The 13,310-nt window shown below is 62.5% G+C and carries 10 protein-coding genes; 8 read left to right on the forward strand and 2 right to left on the reverse strand.

What is annotated here, in order from left to right; translation table 11 throughout:
* Positions 1-153: 153 nt before the first annotated feature.
* Positions 154-2,724, reverse strand: a complete 2,571-nt coding sequence (locus tag HB676_RS02110; RefSeq protein ID WP_213735983.1) for an FtsX-like permease family protein — start codon at positions 2,722-2,724, stop codon at positions 154-156.
* Between the two features lie 13 nt (positions 2,725-2,737).
* On the reverse strand, positions 2,738-3,466 hold the full coding sequence (locus HB676_RS02115) for an ABC transporter ATP-binding protein (protein WP_213735984.1): 729 nt from the start codon (positions 3,464-3,466) through the stop codon (positions 2,738-2,740).
* Here HB676_RS02115 and HB676_RS02120 point away from each other — a divergent pair.
* The 8 genes from HB676_RS02120 (at position 3,465) to HB676_RS02155 (ending at position 13,215) form a co-directional block, all read left to right on the forward strand.
* Positions 3,465-4,190, forward strand: a complete 726-nt coding sequence (locus HB676_RS02120; protein ID WP_213735985.1) for an arylesterase — start codon at positions 3,465-3,467, stop codon at positions 4,188-4,190. The two genes, HB676_RS02115 and HB676_RS02120, sit on opposite strands and share 2 nt — an antisense overlap.
* 145 nt (positions 4,191-4,335) lie before the next feature.
* Entirely contained in the window at positions 4,336-4,872 is a 537-nt protein-coding gene (gene thpR / locus HB676_RS02125) for an RNA 2',3'-cyclic phosphodiesterase (protein WP_213735986.1), read from the forward strand.
* 74 nt (positions 4,873-4,946) lie between these two features.
* The gene (zapE, locus tag HB676_RS02130) at positions 4,947-6,131 is read left to right on the forward strand and encodes a cell division protein ZapE (RefSeq protein ID WP_213735987.1); all 1,185 of its coding nucleotides are present in this window, start codon (positions 4,947-4,949) and stop codon (positions 6,129-6,131) included.
* 222 nt (positions 6,132-6,353) lie between these two features.
* A complete protein-coding gene (gene mdh, locus HB676_RS02135; RefSeq protein WP_213735988.1) occupies positions 6,354-7,322 on the forward strand; it encodes a malate dehydrogenase in 969 nt (322 codons plus the stop codon).
* A gap of 202 nt (positions 7,323-7,524) precedes the next feature.
* Entirely contained in the window at positions 7,525-8,718 is a 1,194-nt protein-coding gene (sucC, locus tag HB676_RS02140; RefSeq protein ID WP_213735989.1) for an ADP-forming succinate--CoA ligase subunit beta, read from the forward strand.
* 4 nt (positions 8,719-8,722) lie between these two features.
* On the forward strand, positions 8,723-9,202 hold the full coding sequence (locus tag HB676_RS02145) for a DUF1579 family protein (protein WP_213735990.1): 480 nt from the start codon (positions 8,723-8,725) through the stop codon (positions 9,200-9,202).
* A gap of 36 nt (positions 9,203-9,238) precedes the next feature.
* On the forward strand, positions 9,239-10,123 hold the full coding sequence (sucD, locus tag HB676_RS02150) for a succinate--CoA ligase subunit alpha (RefSeq protein WP_213735991.1): 885 nt from the start codon (positions 9,239-9,241) through the stop codon (positions 10,121-10,123).
* Between the two features lie 134 nt (positions 10,124-10,257).
* Positions 10,258-13,215, forward strand: coding sequence for a 2-oxoglutarate dehydrogenase E1 component (locus HB676_RS02155; protein WP_213735992.1), 2,958 nt, complete (start codon positions 10,258-10,260; stop codon positions 13,213-13,215).
* Positions 13,216-13,310: the final 95 nt, after the last annotated feature.

Here is a 13,310-nt window from a genome sequence, read left to right on the forward strand (position 1 = left end):
TCATCAAACCAGCGTCTGGCCCTGTCTGATATTTGGGAAACTAACACATTCTCTGCAAGCTTCGATGCGCGGCTGAATGTCGCTCCGAGAGAGCACGATTTGGGCCAAAGCCATAACGTGGCGGGATTACGCTGCGGGATTGTTTCCAGTTTGTCACAAATTCCGCAAAACAGTGGCCGGCTTCTGGTTCAACGCCAGCAGGGTGCCGGCGAGACCCAACCCCACGGTCACGATCAGCGCCGCTGCGACGACTCCGGCGGCGCTGCCCGCCTGCCAGATGAAACTGAGTGTCATGAGCCGGGTCACGATTAACCAGGCCGCGACCGAGCCGGAAATGACTCCGAAAATGGCGGTCGCGAAGCCGATCATCAGATATTCCAGCGCATAGGCTCCGAGTAGCCGCGCCCTCGTCGCCCCGAGTGTCTTGAGAATAACGGCGTCGTAAACCCGATGACGATGACCGGCGGCGAGCGCGCCGCCGAGCACCAGAATCGCAGAAATCAGCGTGACCGCGCTGGCGCCCCGGATCGCCAGCACGAGGTTGGTGACAACCGTGCCGATGGTTTCCAGGGCTTCGCGGACCCGCACACTCGTGACCATCGGGAAGGCGTCGGCCACCGATTTGATGATCCGGGCGTCGCCGGTGGCGTCCGGGTGGGTCTCGGTCAGCGTCGCGACATGGGTATGCGGTGCGCCCCGGAAGGCGTTCGGCGAGAACACCAGCACGAAATTGATCCCCAAGCTCTGCCAGTCGACGGTGCGCAAATTGCCGATCCTGGCCGGGATGTCGCGGCCGAGCACATTGACGACGACCTCGTCGCCGATCTTGAGCTTGAGCCCGTCGGCGATCTTCTTCTCCATCGAGATCAATGGCGGCCCGTCGTAATCGGCGCCCCACCATTGGCCTTCGACGATCTTCGAACCCTTGGGAATTTCGCCGGTATAGGTGAGGCCGCGGTCGCTCTGCAGCACCCATTCGCTGTCGGTCGAAGGTTTCAGATCCTCCGCCTTGACGCCGCGCGCCGCGACGATTCGGCCACGCAGCATCGGCACATCCTCGACCGTCGATTGCGGCTCGGTCTGCTTCAGGAAAGCGCTGAAGCGGTCGGCTTCCGTGGAGGGGATGTCGATGAAATAGAACGACGGTGCCCGGTCCGGCAGCGCCGCCAGGAATTGCCGGCGCAGATTGCCGTCGATCTGGGTGATCGTGACCAGCACCGCCAGTCCCAGCCCCAGCGACATCACCACCGAGGGCGTCAGCGCGCCCGGCCGGTAGATATTGGCGATCGCCAGCCGCAGCATGGTGAAGCGCGTACGGGGCAGTCGGCGTGCCAGCGCCATCAGGCCGGCGGCGATGCCGCGCAACAGCGCAAACACCACGATCGAAGACGCGACGAACACGGCCGCGACGCGTTTGTCGTAGGCAAGCCCGATCACCACGGCGATCAGCACCGCGATCACCAGGGCCATCAGCGCGAGATAACGCCAGCGAGGCCGGTGCCACTGGCTGACCACAGCCTCGCGAAACAGCGCCGCCACCGGCACATCATGCACGCGGCCGAGCGGCCACAGTCCGAAGGCCAGTGCGGTCAGGAGACCGTAAACCAGCGACAGCAGCAATTCGTCGGGATGCAGCGCCGGGACCACCGGCAGCGGCAACAATTTGCCGAACCCCCCGACAATGACGAACGGCAGTGCCGCGCCGGCGACGAGGCCGATGATCGAGCCGATCACCGCGAGCACGGTCACCTGCGTCAGATAGATCGCAAACACGTCGCGGCCGGTGGCGCCCAGCGCCTTGAAGGCCGCGATCACGTCGCGGCGGCGATCGATGTGGCTCTTGACCGCATTGGCGACGCCGACACCGCCGACCAAAAGCGCGGCGAGGCCCACCAGCGTGAGAAACTGGGTGAAGCGGCTGACGGTGCGCTCCAATTGCGGCGAGGCGTTGCTGCGGGAGCGGATTTCCCAGCCGGCTTCCGGCACCGCGTTGCGCACATCCTCGGCGAGTGCCGCAGCGCCGCGATCGGTGGCCAGATTGTCCGGCAGTTTGACGCGATAGGTCCAGCGCACCAGGCTGCCTGGCTGCAACAATTGCGTGGCGCGCAACGCGGATTCGCTGACCAGGAATCGCGGTCCGAACCCGACGCCGCCCGAGAGCTTGTCGGGCTCGCCGTCGATGACGCTGCGGATTTGAAAGGTTGCGTTGCCGACGGTGACGCGGTCGCCGACTTTCAGATCGAGCCGGGCCAGCAAGGTCGGATCGGCGGCCGCACCAAAGGCGCCGTCGCGCTCGGCCAGCACGTCCGCTACGGGCATTTTCGGCGCGAGTGTCACCGCGCCCAGCATCGGATAGGCGTTATCCACCGCCTTGAGTTCGACCAGAGCGAGCTTGCCGTCGCCGGTGCGCGCCATGCCGCGCAAGGTCGCGGCAACCGAGACTTGGCCCCGCGAACGCAACAGCGCGACTTCATCCGGCTTGGCCTCACGCTGGATCAGCGAGAACGCCACGTCGCCGCCGAGCAGCGTGCGGCCTTCGCGCGCCAGTCCCTCGCCGAGGCTTGCCGCGACCGAGCCGACGCCGGCAATCGCCATCACGCCGAGCGCGATGCAGGCGATGAAAACGTAAAAGCCGCGCAAGCCGCTGCGCAGTTCGCGCAAGGCGTAGCGCAGCGGGAGGGATGCGGTGCGGCCGCGCGCGACCGGTTCGGAAATGGTTGTCATGAAATGCTTCGGGTCATGAAGCGGTTTCGCGTTCCGCGACATCGATCCGGCCCGAGCGCAGCCGCACCACGCGGTCGCAGCGCTGTGCCAGCGAGGTATCGTGCGTCACCAGCACCAGCGTCATGCCGCGCTCGGCATGTTTGGTGAACAGCAAATCGACGATCTGCTTGCCGGTGGTCTCATCGAGATTGCCGGTCGGTTCGTCCGCCACAAGAATTGCGGGATCGGGCGCCAGCGCGCGGGCCAAAGCGACGCGCTGCTGCTCGCCGCCCGACAATTGCGTGGGATAATGATGCAGGCGGCCGCCGAGACCGACCGAGGTCAGCTCTTCCGCCGCGCGCTTGGCGGCATCGGGGTTGCCGGCCAGCTCCAGCGGCACCGCGACATTTTCCAGCGCCGTCATGGTCGGGATCAAATGAAACGACTGGAATACGATGCCGACCTGACGGCCGCGAAAGCGCGCCAGCGCGTCCTCGTCGAGGGCATTGAACGGGGTACCGTTGACCACCACCTCTCCGCTGTCAGGCCGTTCCAATCCCGCCATCACCATCAGCAAGGTGGATTTGCCCGAACCCGACGGCCCGATCAGTCCGATTGCCTCGCCTGACGCGACGCGCAGGCTGATGTCCTTGAGAATGTGAACGCGCGCCGCGCCCGCGCCGAGCGAGAGATTGACGTTCGAGATGGAAATGGTGTCCGGCTCATGGCCGGTCAATGATGAGGGTTCGATGAGGCTGTCCATGCATCGGTCATATGGCACTTCCGGCGGTGCGGTCGAGAGGCGGTTGCGAATGTTCGCGCACATGCTCGTGTTGGGACTGGCGATGACGGCCATGGAACCTGTCTTTTCCCAACCGGCTTTGGCTCAGTCCCAGACGACGCCCGCGAGCGAGACGAAGCCGATCAAGATGGTGGTGCTGGGGGATTCGCTGAGCGCGGGCCTTGGCCTGCCGGCGCCGGCAGCGTTTCCAGCGCGCTTGCAAAAAGCTTTGAAAGCCAAGGGGATAGAGGTCGATATGATCAACGCCGGGGTGTCCGGCGACACCGCCTCGGGCGGCCGCGACCGGCTTGACTGGTCGATCCCGGAGGGCACGCAGGCCGTAATCGTCGAACTTGGCGCCAATGACGCCTTGCGCGGGACCAATCCGGACGTGCCCCGTGCAGCCCTCACGGATATCGTGACGCGGCTGAAGGCGCGCAAAATAGCGGTTCTTGTGTGCGGAATGCTCGCCCCGCCGAATTACGGCAGCGAATATGCCGCGCGCTTCAACTCAATTTATCCCGATCTCTCGAAATCGCTTGGCGTGCCCCTGTATCCGTTTTTCCTCGAAGGCGTCGCCACCGATCCCAAGCTCAATCAGGCGGATGGTTTGCATCCGACGGCGGAGGGCGTTGACGTGATCGTCAAAAACATCTTGCCTAGCGTCGAGGCATTTCTCGGTACGATATCCGGGCAACACAGTTGAAAAACAGGCAGCGATAACCTTAAGCGCAAAGTTAAGCTCAGATGTTGCCGGGCCGTTAACGCGGGATGCTTCGCAGAGTCACATAAGTCATGTAGAAATTAGTGATCGGTGATTCGTACCGGGTTTCAGCATCGGGAGTCCTGCGATGCCGCGATTATTCACTGGACTGGAAATTCCGGCCGAGATCGGCCAGACGCTTTCCAATTTGCGTGGCGGCCTTCCGGGCGCACGCTGGATCGACCCCGAAAATTATCACGTCACCTTGCGCTTCATCGGCGATATCGATGGTATCGCGGCCAATGAAATCGCCTCGCTGCTGATCCGGGTCAACCGCAAGCCGTTCGAGGTCGCGTTACAAGGCCTCTCAAGCTTTGGTGGCAAGAAACCGCGTGCGGTGGTGGCTTCGGTAGTGCCGAGCCGGCCGCTGATCGAGCTGCAGGCCGAGCTGGAACGGCTGATGCAGCGCATCGGGCTTGATCCCGAGGGCCGCAAATTCACCCCCCATGTCACGCTGGCGCGGTTGCGCGATGCGTCCAATCAGGATGTCGCGGATTATCTGTCGGTGCGCGGCTATTTTCCGACCCGGGTATTCACGGCGTCGCGGTTCGTCCTGTTCTCGTCGCGGGCGTCCACCGGCGGTGGGCCTTATGTGGTGGAGGATTCCTACGCGCTCAGCGCATAGGAGCGGCCGCGCATAGCGGCTGCACCTAATTCGCGGCTTGCAATTTCCGCGCGGCTGGGGCCGTAAGATGGGCCATGCTGTCTACCTCGCCCGCTTCGTTCCGCGCCCATTATCAGGCTCTCGTCTCGTCGGGCGCGATCGATGCCGATCCCGCGCAGGCAGCGGCTGCCGATGCCTTCGCGGATCTCGAGCAGCGGCTGGCGCATTACAAGCCGGCCCGCAAACAAGGCCTGCTCGGCCGGCTGTTTGCCGACAAAAACGGGGGATCGCCGCGCGGACTTTATGTCCACGGCGAAGTCGGCCGCGGCAAGACCATGCTGATGGATCTGTTTTTCCAGCAGAGCCCGGTCGAGCACAAACGCCGGGCGCATTTCCACGAATTCATGGCCGAGGTGCATGAGCGGATTTTTGCCTTGCGCCAGAGCATCGCGCGCGGGGAAACTCCGGATGGCGATGTGATCGCGCTGACCGCCGCGGGAATCTTCGACCAGGCCTGGCTGCTGTGCTTCGACGAATTCCACGTCACTGATATTGCGGATGCGATGATTCTGGGGCGACTGTTCGCCAAGCTGTTCGATCTCGGCACCGTGGTGGTCGCGACATCAAACGTCGCGCCCGAGGATCTCTATAAAGGCGGACTGAACCGGGCGCTGTTCCTGCCGTTCATTGCGCAGATCTCCGATCACATGGATGTGCTGCGGCTCGATGCGCGCACGGATTTCCGGCTGGAAAAACTCGCGGGCGTGAAAATGTGGCTGGTGCCGGTGGATGCGGCGGCCGATGCCGCGCTCAACAAGGCTTGGGTGCGGATGACCGGCGACGCGCCGTGCAAGCCGCGCGATATCACGATCAAGGGCCGCGTGTTGCATGTGCCGTGTTCGGCGCATGGCGTCGCGCGATTTTCATTCGCGGATATTTGCGAACAACCGCTCGCCGCGTCCGACTATCTGCGGCTGGCGCGCGACTATCACACCATCCTGGTCGACCATATACCTGTGATGGATTATGCCGAGCGTAACGCGGCCAAGCGCTTCATCGCCCTGATCGACACGCTCTATGACAACGCGGTGAAGCTGTTGGCCTCCGCGGCGGCCGATCCGGTATCGCTCTATGTCGCGAGCGAGGGCAATGAAGCCAACGAATTCAAGCGGACGTCGTCACGGCTGATCGAGATGAGTTCGGAATCCTATCTGGCGCTACCCCACGGACACAAGGATTCCGCGGCGAGCGGGTCGAGTACCGGGCTGGTGGAGACGTGATGCCTACACTCCGTCATTCCGGGGCGATGCGTAGCATCGAGCCCGGAATCTCGATTTAATAACCTCTGGATTCCGGGTTCGCGTCTTTGACGCGCCCCGGAATGACGCAGGGTCCTGATCGACAATTGAGCATGCTCCCGCTTGAACGTATCAGGCGAAAGGGATAACCAGCGAGTAGCTTCTTCCATCTTCCCTCCTTCGTGTTCAAAGGACAGATTTCCCATGGCGCGCGACAAGATTGCTTTGATTGGCTCCGGCCAGATCGGCGGAACGCTGGCTCACCTCATCGGCCTGAAGGAACTCGGCGACGTCGTGATGTTCGACATCGCCGAAGGCGTCCCGCAGGGCAAATCGCTCGATATCGCGCAGTCCTCGCCGGTCGACGGCTTCGACGCGCATTTCACCGGCGCCAATTCCTATGAGGCGCTCGATAACGCCAAGGTCTGCATCGTCACCGCCGGCGTGCCGCGCAAGCCCGGCATGAGCCGCGACGATCTCCTGAGCATCAATCTCAAGGTGATGGAGCAGGTCGGCGCCGGCATCAAGAAATACGCGCCCGATGCGTTCGTCATCTGCATCACCAACCCGCTCGACGCGATGGTGTGGGCGCTGCAGAAGGCTTCCAACATGCCGCACAAGAAGGTGGTGGGCATGGCGGGCGTGCTGGATTCCTCGCGCTTCCGTTATTTCCTGGCCGACGAATTCAATGTCTCGGTCGAGGACGTAACCGCCTTCGTGCTCGGCGGCCACGGTGACACCATGGTGCCGCTGGTGAAATATTCCACGGTGGCCGGCATTCCGCTGCCTGATCTCGTGAAGATGGGCTGGACCTCGCAGGCGCGCATCGACGAGATCGTAGATCGCACCCGCAATGGCGGCGCCGAAATCGTCAACCTGCTGAAGACCGGTTCGGCGTTCTATGCGCCGGCGGCGTCGGCGATTGCGATGGCCGAGAGCTACCTGCGCGACAAGAAGCGCGTGATGCCCTGCGCGGCCTATCTCAACGGCGAATACGGCGTGAAGGACATGTATGTCGGCGTGCCCGTCGTGATCGGCTCGAAGGGTGTCGAGCGGATCGTCGAGATCGAACTGGCCGGCAAGGACCGTGAAGCCTTCGACAAGTCGGTCGGGGCGGTGCAGGGTCTGGTCGACGCCTGCAAGAAAATCGCGCCGGATCTGCTTGGTCGCTAAGCGTATTTAGTTACCGCCGGAAATCGCGCCAATCGATTTCCGGCGTCAATTTTTCGAAGTTCGCGGGCCTTTCGGCGCGGATTTCGGCCATCTGAGACAGCGCAACGCGATGAGATTCTGAATTTGCAGTTCTCTTGGTATATGGTATGCCAGACGCAGCTGATCGGAATTCTCAGCGCATCAAGGTTCGGGAAACGCCCAAATGAACATTCATGAATACCAGGCCAAGGCGCTGCTGCATCAGTTCGGGGTGCCGATTTCCAAGGGCGTTCCGGTCCTGCGGGCCTCGGACTCCGACGTGGCGGCGAAAACGCTGCCGGGTCCGATCTGGGTGGTGAAGAGCCAGATCCATGCCGGCGGCCGCGGCAAGGGCAAGTTCAAGGAAGCCTCCGCCGGCGACAAGGGCGGCGTGCGGATCGCCAAGTCGGTCGCCGAGGTCAATGAATTCGCCAAGCAGATGCTCGGCGCCACGCTGGTCACGGTGCAGACCGGGCCGCATGGCAAGCAGGTCAACCGGCTCTACGTCGAAGAAGGCTCCGACATCGACAAGGAGTTCTATCTCTCGATCCTGGTCAACCGCGAAACCTCCGAAGTGTCGTTCGTGGTCTCCACCGAAGGCGGTGTGAACATCGAGGACGTCGCGCACAACACGCCCGAGAAGATCGTGACCTTTTCGGTCGATCCCGCCACCGGCATCATGGCCCATCACGGCCGCACCGTCGCCAAGGCGCTGGGCCTGACCGGCGATCTCGCCAAGCAGGCCGAGAAACTGGTGACGCAGCTCTATACGGCGTTCACCGCCAAGGACATGGCGATGCTGGAAATCAACCCGCTGGTTGTGACCAAGCAGGGCGATTTGCGCGTGCTCGATGCCAAGGTTTCGTTCGACGGCAATTCGCTGTACCGCCATCCCGACGTGGTGGCGCTGCGCGACGAAACCGAAGAGGACGCCAAGGAAATCGAGGCTTCCAAATATGATCTCAACTACATCACCCTCGACGGTACTATCGGCTGCATGGTCAACGGTGCTGGCTTGGCGATGGCGACCATGGACATCATCAAGCTCTACGGCATGGCGCCGGCGAACTTCCTCGATGTCGGCGGCGGCGCTGACAAGACCAAGGTCACCGCGGCGTTCAAGATCATCACCGCCGATCCCAATGTGAAGGGCATCCTGATCAACATCTTCGGCGGCATCATGAAATGCGACATCATCGCCGAGGGCGTGGTCGCGGCCGTGAAGGAAGTCGGCCTCAAGGTGCCTTTGGTGGTGCGGCTTGAAGGCACGAACGTCGACGCCGGCAAGAAGATCATCCGGGAGAGCGGCCTCAACGTGTTGCCGGCCGACGATCTCGACGATGCCGCGCAGAAGATCGTCAAGGCCGTGAAGGGATAGATCGATGGCCGCCGACCATCTCGCCGCACCGACGCCGCTCGAGGAGCACCGCAAGCTTGCGGTGTTTGCCGGCGAGTGGACCGGCGAAGAGATGGTCTATCCGTCGCGCTGGACCGCGGGCGGGCCTGCGGCCTCGAAAGTCACGGCGCGCATCGATCTCAACGGCTTTTATCTCATTCAGGACACGGTCCAACTGCGTGACGGCAAGGAGACCTTTGCCACCCACGGTGTGTTCACCTACGACCGCGACGACCGGCTCTACAAATTATTCTGGCACGATTCGCTCGGCTATTATCCGCCATCACCGGCCTCCGGGGGCTGGAGCGGCAAGAGCCTGATCCTGGTGCGCGGTTCGCTGCGCGGCAACGCGCGCCATGTCTACGAAGTCATCGACGACAACAGCTACGCCATGAAAATCCAGTTCTCGCCTGACGCGGAAGGATGGGCTGACGTGCTCACCGGCGTCTACAAGCGCATTCACTGATCCCGTATCGATCGTTTCGCGAAAGCAGTCCCAACCATGTCCATCCTGATCGGCAAGAACACCAAAGTCATCTGCCAGGGTTTTACCGGCAAGAACGGCACCTTTCATTCCGAGGCGGCGATCGCCTATGGCACCAAGATGGTCGGCGGCACCTCGCCAGGCAAAGGCGGCGCGACCCATCTTGGCCTGCCGGTGTTCGACACCGTGGCCGAGGCGCGTGACAAAACGGGTGCCGATGCATCCGTGATCTATGTGCCGCCGCCGGGTGCCGCGGACGCAATCTGCGAAGCCATCGATGCTGAAATTCCGCTGATCGTGTGCATCACCGAAGGCATTCCGGTGCTCGACATGGTTCGGGTCAAAAGGTCGTTGAGCGGGTCGAAGTCGCGGCTGATCGGGCCGAATTGCCCGGGCGTGATGACCGCGGGCGAGTGCAAGATCGGCATCATGCCGGCCAATATCTTCAAGCCCGGTAATGTCGGCATCGTCTCGCGGTCGGGCACACTGACCTATGAAGCGGTGTTCCAGACTTCTCAAGAAGGTCTCGGCCAGACCACCGCGGTCGGCATCGGCGGCGACCCGGTCAAGGGCACCGAATTCATCGACATGCTGGAGATGTTCCTGGCCGACCCCAAGACCACCTCGATCGTCATGATCGGCGAAATCGGCGGATCGGCCGAGGAAGACGCCGCCCAGTTCATCAAGGACGAAGCCAAGCGCGGCCGCAAGAAGCCGATGGTCGGCTTTATCGCCGGTGTTACGGCGCCTCCCGGACGCCGCATGGGCCATGCCGGCGCGATCATTTCCGGCGGCAAGGGCGACGCCGGTTCCAAGACCGCGGCGATGGAAGCGGCCGGAATCACGGTTTCTCCGTCCCCGGCCCGGCTCGGAAAGACCCTTGTCGAAAAATTGAAGGGCTAATTCACTTCTTGGTTCTTTTCGGGGCGCACATTCACCCTAAATAGGGTAAAAGGGCGCTTATCCCGCTGGTCCGGTACCCGGATCGGCTGTTGCGCCGTTTTCCACGCGCGAACCGAAATCACCAGGACGCAATCATGTCTCGCCAAGACGCGAATGCCGCATTTGCTCTCTCCTCCTTTCTGCAGGGCACAAACGCCCCCTACATCGACGATATCTACGCCCGGTATGAGAAAGACCCCTCCTCGGTCGATCCCGAGTGGCAGGAGTTCTTCAAAAGTCTGAAAGACCAGCCGGCGGATGTGATCAAAAACGCCGAGGGGCCGTCCTGGGGCCGGGACAATTGGCCGCTGACGCCGCGCGACGATCTGACCTCCGCGCTCGACGGCAATTGGGCGCAAGTCGAAAAGGCTGTGGGCGCCAAGCTGGCGGCCAAGGCGCAGGCCAAGGGTGCTGAACTGACATCGGCCGATGTCCATCAGGCGACCCGTGATTCGGTCCGCGCCTTGATGCTGATTCGGGCCTACCGCATGCGCGGTCATTTCCACGCCAAGCTCGATCCGCTCGGCATCGAAGCGCCCCGCGATCGCGAAGAACTCGATCCGCGTTCCTATGGCTTCGCGGAAGGCGATTTCGACCGCAAGATCTTCCTCGATCATGTGCTCGGCATGGAATACGCCAGCCTGCGGGAAATCGTTGCGATCTGCGAGCGCACCTACTGCCAGACGGTCGGTGTCGAGTTCATGCATATCTCCAATGCCGCGCAGAAGAGCTGGATCCAGGAGCGGATCGAGGGCCCGGACAAGGAAATCAGTTTCACCCGCGAGGGCCGGCGCGCCATCCTGATGAAACTGGTCGAGGCCGAGGGCTTCGAGAAATTCTGCGATCTCAAATTCACCGGCACCAAGCGCTTCGGCCTCGACGGCGCGGAATCGCTGATCCCGGCGCTGGAGCAGATCATCAAGCGCGGCGGCAATCTCGGCGTGAAGGAGATCGTCGTCGGCATGCCGCATCGCGGCCGCCTCAATGTATTGACGCAGGTGATGGGCAAGCCGCATCGCGCACTGTTTCACGAGTTCAAGGGCGGCTCGGCCAATCCGGACGCGGTCGAAGGCTCCGGCGACGTCAAATATCATCTCGGCGCCTCGTCGGACCGCGAGTTCGACAACAACCGCATCCATCTGTCGCTGACCGCCAATCCGTCGCATCTGGAAATCGTCGATCCCGTCGTGCTCGGCAAGGTGCGCGCCAAGCAGGACCAACATGGCGATCCGCCGGACCAGCGCATTTCGGTGCTGCCGCTGTTGATGCATGGCGACGCGGCGTTTGCCGGCCAAGGCGTAGTCGCCGAATGTTTCGGTCTGTCCGACCTCAAGGGCTACCGCACCGGCGGTTCGCTGCATTTCATCGTCAACAACCAGATCGGCTTCACGACTTACCCGCGCTATTCGCGCTCTTCGCCCTATCCGTCCGATGTGGCGAAGATGATCGATGCGCCGATCTTCCATGTGAACGGCGACGATCCGGAAGCCGTGGTGTTCGCGGCCAAGGTCGCGATCGAATTCCGGCAGAAATTCCACAAGCCTGTCGTCATCGACATGTTCTGCTATCGCCGCCACGGCCACAACGAAGGCGACGAGCCTGCGTTCACCCAGCCGGTGATGTACAAGAAGATCGCCTCGCATCCGACCACGCTTGAGATCTATGCCAAGCGGCTAGTCAGTGAAGGCGTGATGACCGAAGGCGAAGTCGACAAGGCCAAGGCCGACTGGCGCGCCCGGCTCGATGCCGAACTCGATGCCGGCTCGGGCTACAAGCCGAACAAGGCCGACTGGCTCGACGGCAAATGGGCCGGCTTCAAGTCGGCGGACGCGGAAGAAGATGCCCGCCGCGGCGTCACCGGTGTCGACATCTCCGTGCTGAAGGATATCGGCCGCAAGATCACCAAGGTGCCGGACGGTTTCCGGGTTCACCGCACCGTGCAACGGTTCCTGGAGAACCGCGCCAAGGCGATCGACAGCGGCGTCGGGATCGACTGGGCGACCGGCGAAGGCCTGGCGTTCTGCACGCTGTTGCAGGAAGGCCATCACGTCCGGTTGTCCGGACAGGATTCCGAGCGCGGCACCTTCTCGCAGCGCCATTCGGTCCTGATCGATCAGGAAGACGAAAGCCGCTACACGCCGTTCAATCATCTCGGCGGCGATCAGGGCCACTACGAGGTCATCAACTCGCTGCTGTCGGAAGAAGCGGTGCTTGGTTTCGAGTACGGCTATTCGCTGGCGGAGCCGACGGCGCTGACGATCTGGGAAGCGCAGTTCGGTGATTTCGCCAACGGCGCGCAGGTGTTGTTCGACCAGTTCATCTCGTCGGGCGAACGCAAATGGCTGCGCATGTCCGGCCTCGTCTGCATGCTGCCGCATGGCTATGAAGGGCAGGGCCCGGAGCATTCCTCCGCGCGGCTCGAGCGCTATCTGCAGATGTGCGCCGAAGACAACATGCAGGTGGTTCACGCCACCACGCCGGCCAATTTCTTCCATGTGCTGCGGCGTCAGCTACATCGGGAAATCCGCAAGCCTCTGATCCTGATGACGCCGAAGTCGCTGCTGCGCCACAAGCGCGCGGTCTCGCGGCTCGATGAACTCGGTGCAAACACCACGTTCCATCGGTTGCTGTACGATGATGCGGCGATGCTGCCGGATGAAAAGATCAAGCTGGTGCCAGACGACAAGATCCGTCGCGTCGTGCTGTGTTCGGGCAAGGTCTATTACGACATCTACGACGAGCGCGAAAAGCGCGGCATCGACGATGTCTACATCATGCGCGTCGAGCAGCTTTATCCGGTGCCGCTGAAGGCGCTGGTGCAGGAGCTTGGACGCTTCAAGAACGCCGAACTGGTCTGGTGCCAGGAAGAGCCGCGCAACATGGGCGCGTGGCACTTCATCGAGCCCTATCTCGAATGGGTACTCAACCAGATCAACGCGCCGAACAAGCGCCCGCGCTACGCCGGACGCGCCGCTGCCGCGGCAACCGCGACCGGCCTGATGTCGAAGCATCTCGCGCAGCTCAAGGCGTTGCTGGACGAGGCGCTGAACTAAAATCCCAAGTGGACGCCCGCGCTTTGTCGCGGGCATCCACGTCTCATTCTTTGAAATCCGGTTTAGGGCGCGAATGCCGCGGGCAAGTCCCGGCA

Source organism: Bradyrhizobium sp. dw_411, from assembly GCF_018449695.1.
Classification (GTDB): Bacteria; Pseudomonadota; Alphaproteobacteria; order Rhizobiales; family Xanthobacteraceae; genus Bradyrhizobium.

Bases quoted from the DNA above. Each gene is read 5' to 3' on its own strand.
- HB676_RS02110 (WP_213735983.1), bottom strand. From the start codon at position 2,724: ATGACAACCATTTCCGAACCGGTCGCGCGCGGCCGCACCGCATCCCTC.
- HB676_RS02120 (WP_213735985.1), top strand. From the start codon at position 3,465: ATGCATCGGTCATATGGCACTTCCGGCGGTGCGGTCGAGAGGCGGTTG.
- HB676_RS02115 (WP_213735984.1), bottom strand. From the start codon at position 3,466: ATGGACAGCCTCATCGAACCCTCATCATTGACCGGCCATGAGCCGGAC.
- thpR (WP_213735986.1), top strand. From the start codon at position 4,336: ATGCCGCGATTATTCACTGGACTGGAAATTCCGGCCGAGATCGGCCAG.
- zapE (WP_213735987.1), top strand. From the start codon at position 4,947: ATGCTGTCTACCTCGCCCGCTTCGTTCCGCGCCCATTATCAGGCTCTC.
- mdh (WP_213735988.1), top strand. From the start codon at position 6,354: ATGGCGCGCGACAAGATTGCTTTGATTGGCTCCGGCCAGATCGGCGGA.
- sucC (WP_213735989.1), top strand. From the start codon at position 7,525: ATGAACATTCATGAATACCAGGCCAAGGCGCTGCTGCATCAGTTCGGG.
- HB676_RS02145 (WP_213735990.1), top strand. From the start codon at position 8,723: ATGGCCGCCGACCATCTCGCCGCACCGACGCCGCTCGAGGAGCACCGC.
- sucD (WP_213735991.1), top strand. From the start codon at position 9,239: ATGTCCATCCTGATCGGCAAGAACACCAAAGTCATCTGCCAGGGTTTT.
- HB676_RS02155 (WP_213735992.1), top strand. From the start codon at position 10,258: ATGTCTCGCCAAGACGCGAATGCCGCATTTGCTCTCTCCTCCTTTCTG.